This window comes from Nocardioides sp. Root140, from assembly GCF_001426745.1.
GTDB lineage: Bacteria > Actinomycetota > Actinomycetes > Propionibacteriales > Nocardioidaceae > Nocardioides.
On the sequence record NZ_LMFI01000011.1, the window covers coordinates 121,935 to 136,924 of the forward strand.

Below are 14,990 nucleotides of genomic sequence, written 5' to 3' on the forward strand. Positions count from 1 at the left end.
ATGACAGGGGAAAGAACGCGCGAGCGCGCGAAAAAGAAGGATGCACCCACGGCGGGAACCGTGATGCAGCCGCTGCTGTCGAAGGGATGGGTCGCACTGCACGACGTCGCGTGGCCGGGCCGCCCGAGGGCGAGCATCGATCACGTCGTCTTCGGTCCGGGCGGGGTCTTCGTGATCCGTCGCGTCGGGTGGTCGGGACGGGTCGACGTGCAGGACGGTCTGCTGCGCCAGAACGGGCGCACCCGCGACAAGGTCATCGGTGATGCTGCCGAGGCCGCGAGGGCGGTCGCCGAGGCGATGGGTGGGGTCGAGGCGACCGCTGTCGTCTGCGTCGAACGTGACGAACCGATCGAGGCCTGGGCCGACGACGTCCTGGTCTGCTCTCCGTCGAAGCTCGTCGCGCTGCTCGCGTCGCTCCCGGAGACCATGGACGAGGCAACGGTGGCGAGGCACGAGCATCGCTCGCCGACCACGCTTCCGCCGTCCGCGGTGCCCCGTTCGATGCGATCGGGTCGGTGGTGGAGCCGGTAGGTCGTGTCGGGTCTGCGCGGAGCGTCCCTACTGGCAGGGGACTCGGCCGATCAGGGCCAGCCCGCGCAGGTCGCCCGGTCCGAATCGGGTGACGCCGACGCTCTCGGCGTACATCAGCTCGGAGGGATCGTCGACGTGCGCCAGGCCGACGAGGTGCCCGAACTCGTGGTCGACGACGGCCTGCAACTGGTCGCGGTCGACGTCCTCGTCGCCGAACACCTCGGTGTCGAGGACGACGTGCCCGGTCACGTAGTAGAGCCGGCCGCCGACCGTCGTGCGTTGGCTCCCGGCAACGCCGGCGACGTCGTCGGCGAGCTCCTCGACCTCGTCCTCCGAGGCCCAGGCGACGAGCACCGGTTCCCGTCGCGGAACGCTGGGCTCGAAGGTCGGCCGGTCGTCGGTGGTACCGACGATGTCGAAGGCCAGACCGGTGGCTGAGGAGGTGTGGCGGGCGGCGTCCTCGATGAGCTCTTCGTATCCGTCGGGTGCGTCTTCGGGATTGATCTCGATCTCGATCTTCTTGCAGGGGTCGTAGCCGACCGGCGTCTTGCCGTCGCGCTGCGTCTCGACGAACTGGTACGACCCGCCGGTGTCCGGGACGTCGGGGGCGGCCAGGATCCGCTGGTCGCCGAAGCCGAGGACCCTGCGCAGCGCGCTGGCCTGAGGTCCGGGATGGAGCGCGACGACGATGCTGAGCACCAACAGCGTGATCGTGCCGGAGAGCAGCAACGTGGTCCGACGGGTGTGCGTCCGCCTGGGTCGAGCAGGCGGAGGCCAGGTGCCGAGGCCGCCCCTGCGGTCGGCCTCGTCGAGCTCCTTCATGAGCCGGGCGAGCTCGCGGGCGCGCGCTCTCCGAGCGCGGTCGTCCGGATCCCTCGTCACGTTGAGCATTCTCGGTCATCGACCCAAGCCTTCTCCACGGAATGCCAAGTCCGGTCCCTTGCTCGTCCACAGGTCAGCGACCTGGGACTTCCAACCGTTGTCCGATTTGCGTACGGTTCTGGGGTCGCGCTGAATCTCGGGAAGGTGAGCCGATGGTCGTACGTCGTTGGGTTGCGGCGGCGCTGTGCCTGCCGTTGTTGGCGTTGTCAGCGTGCTCGGACGACGAGCCGAACGCCAAGGACGAGCCGAGCCCGTCGGTGACGATGCCGTCGTCGAGCACCTCGCCCTCCGAGTCGACCACCCCTGTGCCGATCACTGCGCCGACGATGCCTGCTGCGGCAGAGGGCTCAGGCGACAAGGCTGCCCAGGCCTTCGCGCGCTACTGGGTCGCGATGGTCAACTACGCCCAGGAGACGGGCGACACCGAGCCCCTCAAGGCCCTGCACTCAGAAAAATGCACCCCTTGCTCCAGTGGCGTTGAGGCAGTGGATGAGGGGTACGCGAACGGTAAGTCCATGGTGGGCGGCCAGTACAAGATCACGTCCTTGAAGGCTGTGGATACGGATCAACCAAGCGTTCGGATGATTGGTCTCGTGGTCCACGCGACGCGCCAGAAGAAGCTTGACCGTCAGGGACGAGTTCTTTCCTCGACGCCACCGGGCTATCGAGGGTTTCGCCTGTATTTGCGCAAGTACTCGGGCGAATGGGCAGTGGGTTGGCTGGAGGTCAACGGAGGATGAGGTGGCTGGTGGCGTCGGTGATCGCGGCGGTGATGTCTATGTGCCAGTGCGCGCTCGCAGTCGCTGTTGATGCTCAAGGCTCACCCGCCGGGGATCCGTGCGACAAGAGCGCGATATCCGAGGTCGTTCACGCTGAGGCGACTCTCGATGCGTTCGCTCTTGGAGGGGAGACTTCTGATACTTCCAACTCCTGCCCCACGCGCGCGCCGACACCAGAAGAATTGATGAAGTGGGCCCTTCATGGTGCAGCGTGTGCATCCGTCTCGGTTGCCACGGATGGCGACACGGGCGACGTGTGCCAGGCGCCACCACAGCAGCAGATCACACAGGTGATGGTGCTGCGGGCACTGCAGCGGATCACTCTTCCGAAGCCGGCGATCGTCATCCAGCCGCCGGGCGGCAAGACCCTCGTGAACTTCGAGACGATCTTCCACACCGACGCGAAGCCATTCGTGCGCTCGGTTCGGCTCCTCGGAATCCGGGTCGACCTGGAGATCACGCCCATGTCGTACACCTGGACCCATGGCGACGGCACCACCCAGACGACGAGCGGACCGGGCGTCGCGTTCGACGCGAGCCTGCCGATGACCGCCTACGTCAGCCATGAGTACGTCGACGCGCACGTGACCGTGAAGCCTCAGGTGTCGACGGCGTACTCGGCGCGCTTCCGGGTGCGGGGAGGGCCGTGGCGAGACGTGTCCGGAACGGTCACCTCCGAGGGCTCGTCGGTGCCCTTGCGCGTCGTCGAAGGCAAGCCGACGCTGGTCGACGGTCCGTAGGGACGAGGTATCCATCTCCGTGACGCCCTACTGTTCAGCCATGGAGACCACCGCATGATCGTCCGCCGCAGCATCGCCAGGGCCGCGTTGAAGGTGACCCGCTGGCGCACGGTCGGCGTGGTGCCGCCCGGCGGGATCATGGTCGGAGCCCCCCACACGTCGAACTGGGACTGGGTGGCGATGCTCGTGCTGCTGTGGTCGCAGGAGGTGTCGCCGCGCGTCCTGGTCAAGCAGGAGCTGTTCAAGGGCCCCGTCGGCTGGATCCTGCGTTCGACCGGTGGCATCGCCATCGACCGCTCCAACGCGTCCGAGGTGGTCGCCGAGCTGGAGAAGGAGGCGGCGCAGGACGAGAAGTTCGTCATCGTCATCGCCGCCGAAGGCACCCGGGGCCACGCCGACCACTGGAAGTCGGGGTTCCACCGACTGGCCCGGCAGACCGGACTGCCGGTGTCGTTCGGCTTCATCGACGGACCCAGTCGCACCCTCGGCTTCGGTCCGACGTTGCACATGACCGATGACGTGGCCGGCGACATGGACAAGATCCGTGCGTTCTACGCCGACAAGCGTGGCCTCAACCCGGAGTCACGCGTCGAACCGCGGCTGCGCGACGAACCCGGGCCACCCGAGAGCTGACGTCTGGACTGGCCGTGGCGCGGGCCACTGAACTGTCCTTGCGGGGACTGGGATTTCTTGTCCACAGATGTCGAGAATCCCTTGCCAGGGTTGACGAAACTCGATAGACTCGAACACATGTTCGAAGGATCCGAAGTCACCCCGCCCCAGGAGCCCACCGCGGCCCCTGGAGTGGTGCTGGACGCCTCGACAGTGACCGCCTGGACAGAAGCCTTGCTGAACGTCTCCGANAAGTCACCCCGCCCCAGGAGCCCACCGCGGCCCCTGGAGTGGTGCTGGACGCCTCGACAGTGACCGCCTGGACAGAAGCCTTGCTGAACGTCTCCGAGTCGGTGAGCGACGACGACGCCCGCATCGACGTCATCGGCGCCCTCGAGACCCTCAAGTCAGCCATCGCCGCCGCCCAGGCCGAGCTCTCGGTCGACTTCGACCAGTCGATGCGCGCCAAGGCCGCCGCCTCCGGGGTCGGGAAGCGCCGCCAGGGCCGCGGCATCCCCGAACAACTCGCCCTCGCCCGCAGGGAGTCGCCCTACCGCGGGAAACGACACCTCGGCCTCGCCAAGCTCCTTCGGGCAGAGTTGCCGCACACCCGGGCCGCGTTCCGGGCCGGACAGATCACCGAATGGGCCGCCACCCTCCTCGCCAAGGAGACCGCCTGCCTCGAGGTCGACGACCGCGCGAAGGTCGACAAGGAGATCGCCGGCGACCTNACAGATCACCGAATGGGCCGCCACCCTCCTCGCCAAGGAGACCGCCTGCCTCGAGGTCGACGACCGCGCGAAGGTCGACAAGGAGATCGCCGGCGACCTCGAGAAGGTCGCGAAGCTGTCGGAGAAACAGGTCGGTGACCAGGCCCGCAAAATGGCCGCGAAGCTCGACCCCGCCTCGGTGGCCCACCGGCGGGCGAAGGCGGAGAAGGACCGCCGGGTCACCATCTCGACCCCGCCTCGGTGGCCCACCGGCGGGCGAAGGCGGAGAAGGACCGCCGGGTCACCATCCGTCCGGCACCGGACACGATGACCTACCTCACCGGCCACCTCCCGGTCGGGCAAGGCGTGCAGGTGTATGCGGCGTTGAAGAAGGCCGCCGACACCCTGATCGCCGGTGGTGACGAACGCACCCGGGCGCAGATCATGGCCGACACCCTCGTCGAACGTGTCACCGGCAAGACCCAGGCCCCGGCGGTGCCGGTGATGATCAACCTGGTGGTCTCCGACCAGACGCTCCTCGGCACCAGTCACGACCCCGCGCACCTCGACGGACACGGCACCATCCCCGCCGACCTGGCCCGCCANCCGGCGGTGCCGGTGATGATCAACCTGGTGGTCTCCGACCAGACGCTCCTCGGCACCAGTCACGACCCCGCGCACCTCGACGGACACGGCACCATCCCCGCCGACCTGGCCCGCCCTCTGGTCGCCACCGCACTTGAAGCCGGAGCCAAGACGGGGCTGCAGACCTGGTTGCGGAAGGTGTACGCCTCACCCCACGGCGGCCTCACGGCGATGGACTCGAGGTCCCGGATCGTCCCCCACGGACTGAGCCACCTCATCCGCACCAGAGATGGCGGCATCTGCCGCACCCTGTTCTGCGACGCACCCATCAGACACATCGACCACGCCACCGGCGTCATCAACGGCGGGCAGACGGTCGAGGAAGACCTCCAAGGACTGTGCGAGGGCTGCAACTACGCCAAACAAGCACCCGGCTGGACCGCCACCGGCCACCACCCACCCCACGGGCGACATCAAGTCACCACGACCACCCCGACGGGACACACCTACGTCTCCACCGCACCACCCCTGCCCGGCTGGGCCGACCCGCCACGCCACCTGGCCGTGCTCGAACCACAAGACCCGAGTGACCTCCTCGCCGAGTACGAGTTCATCGACGACGCCGCCTGAGCGCAGTCGCCAGGTCCATCCTCACTGCGTGATGCGGTAGGCGGTCACCCCACGGGCAGTGGCCACCAGCCAGGTGGCGCCCGGCGCCTTCTCCGCCGCGCCCGACGTGAGTGCGGAGACCGACGGAACCCCCGAGACCCGCTTGCCGCGCACGGTGCAGGTCGAGCGCAAGTAGTCCCCGGTGCGTCGGACGCCGGACGCGTCGTCGTCGAGGTGATAGGCGTAGGTCGTCACCTTGCCGGTGCACAGGAACACCTCGCCCGGCTCGGCCGCCCGGGTCCTGCCGTCGGTGAGGAAGACGATTCGCCAACCCTGCTTGAGATGCAGGTTCGTGATGCGTCCCGCGACTCGCCCCTTCTGGGCGTTGGCGTTCTCGGCAGCCTTGCCGCGGACCGACACCGACCAGGTGGTGCGGCCGGTCTTCACGTCGAAGCCCTCCATGCGCAGGCGCCGGACCTTCCCGCTGATCGACTGGCCGGGAACGTACTTCGTGAAGCGCACGAGGTGGAAGCAACGGACCGGCAGGTCGTCGTCCGCCTGGGTGCCGCAGTAGTTGTCGGCTGTCTTCCGACGCCACAGCACCTCTCCGGTGGCCGCGTCGAAGCCGACCACCCCCGTGTCGGAAGGGCTGAGCGGTCGCCGGTTGCGCCACAGGCTGTCGATGTCGTCGGAGGTGTACGTCCTGCCGACGCTGCCCCAGAAGACACCGGCCTTCTCGTCGTACGCCAGGCTCCAACCTTGGTCGCTGGTGTGGGCCGCACCGAAGGTCCCGGCCAGTCTGCGCACCCACTGCACCTTGCCTGCGTGTGCTCGTCCGAAGCTCTCGGGAGTGCCGCCGCTGGAGTAGAGCCCACCGTCGGCAAGCATGCGCGACCCGATCGTGACGCCGTCGTGGGCAGGCCGCAGACCGCCCCTGTCGAGACGGAACCGCACGCGTTCGGAGCCGCCGTCGCGCACGATCGCCACGCACATGTCCTTGCCGTCGAGGCACGTGTCGACCACGTCGGTGACGTCGACGGGCTCCGTCGAGTGGACCACTCTGCCCGAGCGCGGAGCCACCGCCACCAGGGGTTCGGCCCACTGGTCAGACCTCGCGACGTCGTCGGGTCGCTGGAAGACGACGAACCTGTGGCCGGACTTCGAGGTGCCCACGAAGGGCCGCGTGTAGTAGCCCGTGGCGATGTTGCTCGGCTGGAACGGATGCCGCCACAGGCGTCGTCCGTTGTCGGCGTCGAGCCCGACGATGGCCAGCCTGTGGCGGGGAGCCCTGGTGAGTACGACGGCAGTGCGGCCGACCACCACGGGTTGACCGATCGCCCGGAGCCTGGTGGTCCAGGCCCTCTCGACGTGCCCCTCGACGAACAGCCCGGTCACACCGGAGCCCTCAGTTGCGGGCGGTCCGTCGGAGCCATCGGAGCCGTCGTTCGAGCAGGCCGAGAGACAACAGAGAGCGAGCACGATCCCGAGAAGAATTCGCATGCCGGGAGGCTAGGTCGGATCGCTCGAACGGCGCGGAAGTTATCCACAGCCCCGGTCCGAAATGCCAATCCACCCACCGGTGCGTTGCGCCCGTGGCAAGGTGCGGGGCATGGTCCGCCTGATCCCCGAGAGCCCCGTCTTCACCACCACCTCCGAGCAGCAGGTGTGGGAGCTGCTGCGCGACACGCTCGGTGACGACGACGTCCTCGTGGCCAACCGGCGGTTGACCGACGAGACCAAGGACCACGAGATCGACCTGCTGGTGCTGATGCCCGACCTCGGCGCGCTGGTGCTCGAGATCAAGGGCGGCAGCGTCTGGCGCGAGGACGACAAGTGGTGGATCACCCGGCGCGGGCGCACCGCCGAGATTCACCCCGTCGACCAGGCCCGCGGCTCGAAGTACTCCCTGCGAACGTACGTCGAGCGCGACCCGCGTTGGGGAAGCCGGCAGCGGATCGCATGGGCCCATGGTGTGATCACGCCGTACACCGACATCGAGCTCGACGCCGAGGTGCCGGACCTGCCGCACTGGGCGCTGCACGGCAAGGCTGCGATGAAGACGCTCGTCGAGCGGCTGCGCACCAACGCGCGCGACATGCAGCACGGGCAGCGCCCGCCGACGTACGACGACATCGAGGCGATCGTCGACATCCTCAACGGGCGGCTGCCCACGTCGTACGACGTCAACGCGGACGCCGAGGACCGTGCGGCCACCGTCGACCGGCTGACGCAGGAGCAGGCCTCGATCCTCCAGGTGACCCGGCTGCTCAAGCGGGTCGAGGTGCGCGGCGGCGCCGGCAGCGGCAAGACCGTGCTGGCCCTGCAGCAGGCCAAGCAGCTGACCCGGGGACGCGGCGACCGCAAGGCACAACGGGTCGCCGTGCTCTGCTACTCCCTCGGCCTCGCCGAGCACCTCAAGCGCGAGGTGTCGACCTGGAACCGCAAGGAGCGGCCGGCATTCGTGGGCACCTTCCACGACTTCGGCAAGCAGTGGGGTGCCCCTGAAGGCGACCGCACCAACAGCGACTTCTGGGAGGTCGACCTCCCGCAGCTCATGGGCGACCTCGCCGAGGGCCTTGACGACGGTGCGAAGTTCGACGCGATCATCGTCGACGAGGCGCAGGACTTCGCCGACACGTGGTGGCGCCCGGTGCTCAAGGCGCTGCGCGACGAGGAGGAGGGCGGGCTCTACGTCTACTCCGACGAGAACCAGCGCATCTTCGCCAGGTTCGGCCGGCCGCCCGTGCAACTGGTGCCGCTGGTGCTCGACCACAACCTGCGCAACACCCGGCAGATCCACGACTCGTTCGGCCCGCTGGCTCCCTCACGCATGTACGCCAGCGGCGGAGACGGGCCCGACGTGCGCTTCGTGGCCGCCAGTGCCGACGACTCGATCGGCACTGCGGACGACGTGGTCGACCAGATGCTCGACGAGGGCTGGAAGCCGGCGAACATCATGCTGCTGACCACCGGCAAGCGACACCCGATCCAGGTCGAGCGCACCGACTTCCACGACCAGGACGGCTACTGGCGATCCTTCTGGGACCCCGACGAGGTCTTCTACGGCCACGTGCTGGGGTGCAAGGGCCTCGAGCGGAAGGCGGTCGTGCTCTGCGTCAACGAACCCGAGGTGCGCGAGCGCGCCCGCGAGCGGTTGTACGTCGGGATGTCGCGGGCCACCGACGCCCTGGTGGTCGTCGGGGACCCGGCGGTGATCCGCGAGGTCGGCGGTGACGCGGTGGCCCGCCGACTGGGTGTCCAGCTCGTCTAGTCGGCGCTCGGCAGCCGGTAGAAGCGGAACATGTCGTTCTCGATCGGCAGCACCTCGGCCCCCTTGAACCCGGCCTCACGCGCATAGCGCTCGAGTGTCGCCGGACGCATCACGGTGCCGGTCGCCACCGAGTCCGTGTGCGACATGCTGTCGGGCAGGCAGACGAACATCGAGAAGTTGTACATCAGGTGCTCGACCGGGTCGCCCGGCCCGTTGAACGCCTCGGGCACCCGCTCGTCCATGACCAGCACCGTCCCGCCGGGCGCCAGGATCTCGCGGGCCGCAGCCAGGACCGCGACCGGATCAGGCAGGTCGTGGATGCACTCGAACGCGGTCACCACGTCGTAGGTCATGCCCAGGGGCTGGGAGACCAGGTCCCTGTGGTGGAAGGTGACCCGGCCGTCGACGCCGTACGACCGTGCGTGCTCGGTGGCCGCGAGGACCGAGGCCTCGTCGACGTCATAGCCGTGGACGACGGCCTTCGGGTAGGCCAACGCCATCCCGATGGAGGACCACCCCTCGCCGCACCCGATGTCGGCCACGGCGCCACCGCGGCCGAGGGCGGCGTGGATCTCCGGTACGGCCGGCAGCCAGTCGCGGCCCAGCGAGTGGAGGTAGAGCGGCCGGTTTCCCTCGGCCTGCGCGGTGCGCATCTGGGCGCCGAACTCGGCCCACCCGACACCGCCTCCGGTCCGGTAGGCCTCGAGCAGGGCGGGCATCTGGGCCACGGCCGCCGCCGCCAGTCGGGCGAACGCGGTGAAGTAGGCCTCGCTGTCCGGGTCGGCGAAGACCGGCACGTGGCCGGGCGGCAGGCCGTAGCGGCGTACGGCGGGATCCGCGCCCGCATCGTCGACCGCGACGAAGCCGGCCACGCACTGCTGCTCCAGCCACTCCTGCGTGTAGCGGGGATGCATCCCGGACGCGGCCGCGAGCTCGTGGGAGGTCAGCGCGCCGGGCCGCAGCAGGCGGTAGAGCCCGAAGCGGTCGCCGACGTACACGCTCATGATGTCCAGGCAGCCCAGCAAGGACGCGAAGAGGCGGTCGCCCAGTTCTTCGGTGTTCACATGTTCTCCCAGCCGGACGCGCGTGCACCCTCTGTCCACCGGCGCCGGACACCACGACGCTATGTCGGCAGGGACCTGCCGGGAGACCCCAAATCCGGGGAAGTTGTCAATCGTCCTCTTCGGTGCTGGCGACGGCCTGCTCGGCCGTCATGCCGCTCATCACCTGTCCGCGGAACCGGCGGTAGCTGTAGATCAGCAGGCCGAAGGCCAGGATTCCGGAGAGCACCAGGGTGATGCCGGTGCCCAGGCCGCCGAAGAGCCACCAGCGGTCGGGGACCGGCCACCAGTCCGGTGCCGGCGGCGAGACGATCCAGTAGATGCCGATGCCGACGAGCCAGAGCGCGCCCAGTGTCGAGCCGATGATGCGAGGCCAGGTCCGGACGCCCTCGGCAGCAGCCTGCATGGCCCGGCGTTCGACTGGCTCGAGGCGGCGCTCGGCCCATTCGTACTGTTGCGAGAGCACGAGGAGTCCGCAGAACAGGAGGACCAGCCCGGGGCCGGGCAGGACCAGGGCCGCGATGCCGGCAAGCACCAGCGTCCAACCCACGATCTCGAGCAGGATTCGTTTCGTCGCGGCGGCTCCCCAGGTCACGAGGTGCAGCCTGTCAGATGGACCAAGCGGTGTCTGGCAGAACCCGGCGAACGGGTGGGTGGGCTCGGCGACATGCCTGCTGTTGTGACCCGAACGCGTCGCCGCCAAACCTGTCACCTGCACGTCACCCCACGGCCATTCCGTCGCGCTTGGCTGAGGCCATGACTCAACTGGGCAGGCACCTCGACCGTCGTACGCTCCTCCAGGTCGGCGCGGGAGGCGTCGTCGCGCTGGGCGCCGGCCCGGCCCTCGCGTCGCCCGCCCTGGTGCGTGGCCGCATCGATCTCACCTCCGGCGTCCAGACCGGCGACGTGACCACCCGGTCCGCGGTCACGTGGGCGCGGGCCTCCCGACCGGGCCGCCTCGTCGCGCGAGTCGGCAGTGGCCGGAGCACCCGCGTGGTGCGCGGGCCCTGGGCCACCGCGGAGACCGACTTCACCGCCAAGATCGCGCTGGACGGGCTGGCGCCGGGCCGGGAGTACGCCGTGGAGCTGGCCTTCGAGGACGGCGACGGCAACCTCGGGGAGCGACAGACAGCGAGGTTCTCGACCGCGGCAGTGCACCCGGCGCGCACGAGCTTCGTGTGGACCGGCGACACCTGCGGCCAGGGCTGGGGGATCAACGAGGAGCTCGGCGGGCTGCTCGGCTACCGCGCGATGCACGAGACCCGGCCCGACTTCTTCATCCACGCCGGCGACACCATCTACGCCGACGGCCCGATGGTCGCGGAGGTGGTCGAGCCCGATGGTCAGGTCTGGCGCAACCTGGTCACCGAGGAGGTCAGCAAGGTCGCCGAGACGCTCACCGAGTTCCGCGGCCGGCACAACTACAACCTGCTCGACCACAACGTGCGGGCGATGTACGCCGACGTGCCGGTGATCGCGCAGTGGGACGACCACGAGACGACCAACAACTGGTGGCCCGGCGAGGTTCTCGAGGACCCGCGCTACACGCAGGAACGCTCCGTCGACGTACTCGCTGCGCGGGCACGCCAGGCCTGGCAGGAGTACATGCCGATCGCGGATGCCCGGGCGCACCGACGCGACCACGGCTTCGCCCCGGCCCGCATCTACCGCAAGGTCGAACGCGGGCCGCAGCTCGACGTGTTCTGCCTCGACATGCGCACGTTCAAGGACGAGAACACCCCGGCCTCGAGAAGGAGCGCACCCGCATCCTCGGTGAGGAGCAGGTCGACTGGCTGATCAGGGAGGTACGCCGCTCGAAGGCGACCTGGAAGGTGATCTCCGCGGACCTGCCGCTGGGGATCGTCGTCCCCGACGGGCCGGTGAACCAGGAGAGCCTCTCGAACCGCGATCCCGGCGCACCACTCGGCAAGGAGCTCGAGATCGCGGAGGTGCTCTCCGCGTTCAAGCGGCACGGCATCAAGAACGTCGTCTGGATCACCGCCGACGTGCACTACTGCGCGGCCCACCACTACGACCCGTCGCGGGCCGCGTTCACCGACTTCGACCCGTTCTGGGAGTTCGTGGCAGGTCCGATCGCGGCCGGCACCTTCGGGCCCAACGAGATGGACGCGACCTTCGGACCCGAGGTGGTGTTCTCCGCCCACGCCGACACTCCCAACGAGTCGCCGCGGGCCGGTCACCAGTTCTTCGGCCACGCCGAGATCGACCGGGACGGACTCCTCACGATGAGCCTGCGCGACATCACCGGCGCGGTGCTGTGGAGCAAGGACCTCGAGCCGGCCTGAGCGCACCGGCCGCCCACGAGCGCTGAGGCACCGACCGTTCGTCCCGTCGGACCTACCGTCGGGCGCTCCACGGAAATGCGTGTGTGACACCCCACGTCCGATGTGAGTAACGTCGGTCACATGCCACTCGGATCGGATTCCGGGGAGACGCGCGTCGTCCCGCCCGCCAACAAGTTCATGCTCGTCGCCGCAGGAGTGCTCCTCCTCATCCCGGTCGTCGCCCTGATGTGGGTCGGCAGCTACGCGAAGATCGAGCCCCGCCTCTGGGGCATCCCGTTCTTCTTCTGGTACCAGTTCGTCTGGGTCTTCCTCTGCTCCGCGATGACCTACTCCGCGCACCGCCTGGTGCTCGCGGCACGCGGCCAGAGCGGGAAGGTGCTGAAGTGAGCGCGGACGTGACCGTGATGGCGGCCGACACCGGAGTCAACGGCGTCGCCCTCGCCGTGCTGATCATCCTGTTCCTCGTGGTGACCGTGCTCGGCTTCAGTGCCGCCCGGTTCCGCCGCGGTGACAACCTCGACTCGCTCGACGAGTGGGGCCTCGGTGGACGCCGGTTCGGCACCTGGGTCACCTGGTTCCTGCTCGGCGGCGACCTCTACACGGCGTACACGTTCGTGGCGGTGCCGGCGGCGATGTTCGCGACCGGCTCGGTGGCCGGCTTCTTCGCGGTGCCCTACACGATCGTGCTCTACCCGATCATCTTCGTCTTCATGGCCAGGCTGTGGTCGGTCAGCCACCGGCACGGCTACGTCACCAGCGCCGACTTCGTGCGTGGGCGCTACGGCTCACGCGAGCTGTCGCTGGCGATCGCGGTCACCGGCTTCCTGGCCACGATGCCCTACATCGCGCTGCAGCTCGTCGGCATCCAGGCCGTGCTCGAGGTGGCCGGTGTCGGTGGCGGCGACAACTGGCTGGCCGCCGACCTGCCGCTGCTGGTCGCGTTCGTGATCCTGGCCGCCTACACCTACACGTCGGGCCTGCGGGCGCCGGCGATGATCGCGTTCGTCAAGGACGCCCTGATCTACCTCGTGATCATCGTGGCGATCATCTACCTGCCCACGAAGTTCGGCGGTTGGGAGCACATCTTCGGTGCCGCCGAGGACAAGATGGCGGCCACCAGCGAGACCACCGGCAAGCCGACCGGCTCGTTCGTGCCCGGTGACGGCCAGATGTGGGCCTACGCGACGCTCGGGCTCGGGTCTGCGCTCGCCCTGTTCATGTACCCCCACTCGATCACCGCGTCGCTCTCGTCGAGCAGTCGCAACACGATCCGTCGCAACGCGGCCATCCTGCCGGCGTACAGCTTCGTGCTCGGGCTGCTCGCCCTGCTCGGCTGGGTGGCGATCGCGGCCGGCACCAAGCCGGTCGGCCTGGACGGCGAACCCAATGCGCAGCTGGTGATCCCGCAGCTGTTCGAGGACGCGTTCCCGGCCTGGTTCGCGGGGGTCGCGTTCGCGGCGATCGCGATCGGGGCGCTCGTGCCGGCGGCGATCATGTCGATCGCGGCGGCCAACACCTTCACCCGCAACATCTACAAGGAGTGGATCAACCCACGGGCGACCGACAAGCAGGAGGCCAAGGTCTCCAAGCTGATGTCGTTGCTGGTCAAGGCGTTCGCGCTGGTCTTCGTCTTCACGATGGACAAGCAGAACGCGATCAACTTCCAACTGCTGGGCGGCATCTGGATCCTGCAGACCTTCCCGGCGGTGGTGTTCAGCCTCTACACGCGCTGGTTCCACAAGTGGGCGCTGCTGCTCGGCTGGGCGGTCGGCATGGTCTACGGCACGGTCCAGGCCTACCAGGTGGTCAACCCGGCGACCGGCAAGCACTTCGGTGGATCGCTCGACGTGATGCCGGTGATCGGAGACCTGGGCTACATCGCGCTGACCGCGTTCGTGCTCAACCTCCTGGTCACGGTGGCCGCGACGGTCCTGCTGCGGGCCGGCAAGGTCGACAACGGCACCGACGAGACCACGGCGTACGACTACCACGCCGACGCCGACGACCCGCGGGTGCGCAAGGACCTGGCGGAGAACCCGAAGACGCTGGGTGCCGAGGAGCTCTGAGGACCGGTTCCCGCCTGTCTCTGACGGCGACACAGGAGCAGGAGTTCACTTCGACATACAGTTCGTCCCACGCGCGGGCCGCCCAGCGTGGGATCGGTCCCGGTATCGCTGAACTGCATGTCGAAGTGAACATTCCGCCAGCCGCGGTGCCGGCGTGACCCGAGGCCGGTTGACGCGTTGGTCGGGGGGACAGTCACCCCGACGAAAGGCAGTGATGGCTCCCGGTCGACGACAGCGCCGACAGCACCGACTCCGGGCAGGCGCGCTCGTGCTCGCCCTGTTCCTCGGGACCTCGGCCTGCGCGGAGGACCCGCCGCAGACCGGCGCGAAGGTCGACAGTCGGGTCGACGTACCCAAGCCCGGCGGACCGCCGCCCATCCCGAAGAACATGAGCATGACCGAGTCGGGTGCGAAGTACTTCGTCGGCTACTGGATCGACGCCTACAACTACGGCCTGCGGACGGGGAGGACGAAGATCGTCCGCGACCTGAGCACGCCGGACTGCGTTGCCTGCGCGACGCTGGCCGACGCCATGGAGGCCGCGCACGAGGGCAAGGCGAAGGTCACCTCGCTGGGCATCGAGAGTGTGCCGATGGAGGTGCGACTGCACAAGCGCGAGAAGACCGCGAAGGTGAAGTTCTTCGTGATCCGCTACCCGGTGAAGATCAAGCGGGGCAAGGGACAGGTCGAGAAGATCAAGCCGGGGGTGGCGCCGATCAGGTTCACCCTCGTGCGGCACAAGCGCACCTGGCGGGTGCAGTCGCTGGAGCTCGTGCCGGTGAAGGACAAGCGCGACGGCACGAAGGACAAGGTCAAGGAGAGGCGCAGGCGGCGCTGA

14 protein-coding genes and 1 pseudogene are annotated in these 14,990 nt (G+C 68.7%); 11 read left to right on the forward strand and 4 right to left on the reverse strand.

From position 1 onward, the window contains the following. The first annotated feature begins 63 nt into the window (after positions 1 to 63). The gene (locus tag ASD30_RS19155) at positions 64 to 531 is read left to right on the forward strand and encodes a nuclease-related domain-containing protein (protein WP_056685581.1); all 468 of its coding nucleotides are present in this window, start codon (positions 64 to 66) and stop codon (positions 529 to 531) included. A 27-nt stretch (positions 532 to 558) separates the two neighbouring features. Here the strand turns inward: ASD30_RS19155 and ASD30_RS19160 are convergent, their stop codons facing one another. Further along, complete coding sequence (locus ASD30_RS19160) at positions 559 to 1,413, reverse strand: matrixin family metalloprotease (protein ID WP_162251016.1); 855 nt, start codon at positions 1,411 to 1,413, stop codon at positions 559 to 561. A gap of 152 nt (positions 1,414 to 1,565) precedes the next feature. Between ASD30_RS19160 and ASD30_RS19165 the strand changes: the two genes are divergently transcribed. The 5 genes from ASD30_RS19165 (at position 1,566) to ASD30_RS28010 (ending at position 5,469) form a co-directional block, all read left to right on the forward strand. Next, positions 1,566 to 2,153: a DUF6318 family protein gene (locus ASD30_RS19165; RefSeq protein ID WP_056685586.1), complete on the forward strand. Its 588-nt coding sequence runs from the start codon at positions 1,566 to 1,568 to the stop codon at positions 2,151 to 2,153. 8 nt (positions 2,154 to 2,161) lie between these two features. Next, entirely contained in the window at positions 2,162 to 2,932 is a 771-nt protein-coding gene (locus ASD30_RS26715) for a hypothetical protein (protein ID WP_156393714.1), read from the forward strand. 54 nt (positions 2,933 to 2,986) lie between these two features. Then, positions 2,987 to 3,565 carry a 1-acyl-sn-glycerol-3-phosphate acyltransferase gene (locus ASD30_RS19175; RefSeq protein ID WP_056685591.1) on the forward strand — a complete coding sequence of 193 codons (579 nt, stop codon included), beginning with the start codon at positions 2,987 to 2,989 and terminating at the stop codon, positions 3,563 to 3,565. Positions 3,566 to 4,515: 950 nt separating this feature from the next. Next, positions 4,516 to 4,859: DUF222 domain-containing protein (locus ASD30_RS28005; protein ID WP_442938252.1), on the forward strand; the 344-nt coding region annotated here is incomplete at its 3' end. A gap of 7 nt (positions 4,860 to 4,866) precedes the next feature. Then, entirely contained in the window at positions 4,867 to 5,469 is a 603-nt protein-coding gene (locus ASD30_RS28010) for an HNH endonuclease (protein WP_442938256.1), read from the forward strand. A gap of 21 nt (positions 5,470 to 5,490) precedes the next feature. Here ASD30_RS28010 and ASD30_RS19190 read toward each other — a convergent pair whose 3' ends face one another. Continuing rightward, a complete protein-coding gene (locus ASD30_RS19190) occupies positions 5,491 to 6,948 on the reverse strand; it encodes a hypothetical protein (protein WP_156393716.1) in 1,458 nt (485 codons plus the stop codon). 109 nt (positions 6,949 to 7,057) lie between these two features. Here ASD30_RS19190 and ASD30_RS19195 point away from each other — a divergent pair, with 109 nt between their 5' ends. Then, on the forward strand, positions 7,058 to 8,719 hold the full coding sequence (locus ASD30_RS19195; RefSeq protein WP_056685604.1) for a nuclease-related domain-containing DEAD/DEAH box helicase: 1,662 nt from the start codon (positions 7,058 to 7,060) through the stop codon (positions 8,717 to 8,719). On the opposite strand, the gene ASD30_RS19200 is transcribed toward ASD30_RS19195, so the two are convergent. Next, complete coding sequence (locus ASD30_RS19200; protein ID WP_235532633.1) at positions 8,716 to 9,783, reverse strand: class I SAM-dependent methyltransferase; 1,068 nt, start codon at positions 9,781 to 9,783, stop codon at positions 8,716 to 8,718. The genes ASD30_RS19195 and ASD30_RS19200 overlap by 4 nt on opposite strands. A 106-nt stretch (positions 9,784 to 9,889) precedes the next feature. After that, positions 9,890 to 10,375, reverse strand: coding sequence for a PGPGW domain-containing protein (locus ASD30_RS19205; protein WP_056685607.1), 486 nt, complete (start codon positions 10,373 to 10,375; stop codon positions 9,890 to 9,892). Between the two features lie 161 nt (positions 10,376 to 10,536). Between ASD30_RS19205 and ASD30_RS19210 the strand changes: the two are divergent. From ASD30_RS19210 to ASD30_RS19225, 4 genes and pseudogenes are all read left to right on the forward strand, one after another. Next, a pseudogene (locus tag ASD30_RS19210) lies at positions 10,537 to 12,086 on the forward strand (alkaline phosphatase D family protein). Between the two features lie 120 nt (positions 12,087 to 12,206). Continuing rightward, positions 12,207 to 12,473 (forward strand): DUF3311 domain-containing protein, encoded by a 267-nt coding sequence (locus ASD30_RS19215; protein ID WP_235532634.1) that lies wholly within the window; start codon positions 12,207 to 12,209, stop codon positions 12,471 to 12,473. Next, a complete protein-coding gene (gene mctP, locus ASD30_RS19220) occupies positions 12,470 to 14,152 on the forward strand; it encodes a monocarboxylate uptake permease MctP (RefSeq protein ID WP_235532635.1) in 1,683 nt (560 codons plus the stop codon). The genes ASD30_RS19215 and mctP overlap by 4 nt, the downstream gene beginning before the upstream one ends. A 268-nt stretch (positions 14,153 to 14,420) precedes the next feature. Then, positions 14,421 to 14,990 carry a DUF6318 family protein gene (locus tag ASD30_RS19225; RefSeq protein WP_056685610.1) on the forward strand — a complete coding sequence of 190 codons (570 nt, stop codon included), beginning with the start codon at positions 14,421 to 14,423 and terminating at the stop codon, positions 14,988 to 14,990.

Excerpts from the sequence above, each read along its gene's own strand:
- ASD30_RS19155 (WP_056685581.1), top strand. The coding sequence starts at position 64 with ATGCAGCCGCTGCTGTCGAAGGGATGGGTCGCACTGCACGACGTCGCG.
- ASD30_RS19165 (WP_056685586.1), top strand. The coding sequence starts at position 1,566 with ATGGTCGTACGTCGTTGGGTTGCGGCGGCGCTGTGCCTGCCGTTGTTG.
- ASD30_RS19175 (WP_056685591.1), top strand. The coding sequence starts at position 2,987 with ATGATCGTCCGCCGCAGCATCGCCAGGGCCGCGTTGAAGGTGACCCGC.
- ASD30_RS19190 (WP_156393716.1), bottom strand. The coding sequence starts at position 6,948 with ATGCGAATTCTTCTCGGGATCGTGCTCGCTCTCTGTTGTCTCTCGGCC.
- ASD30_RS19195 (WP_056685604.1), top strand. The coding sequence starts at position 7,058 with ATGGTCCGCCTGATCCCCGAGAGCCCCGTCTTCACCACCACCTCCGAG.
- ASD30_RS19215 (WP_235532634.1), top strand. The coding sequence starts at position 12,207 with ATGCCACTCGGATCGGATTCCGGGGAGACGCGCGTCGTCCCGCCCGCC.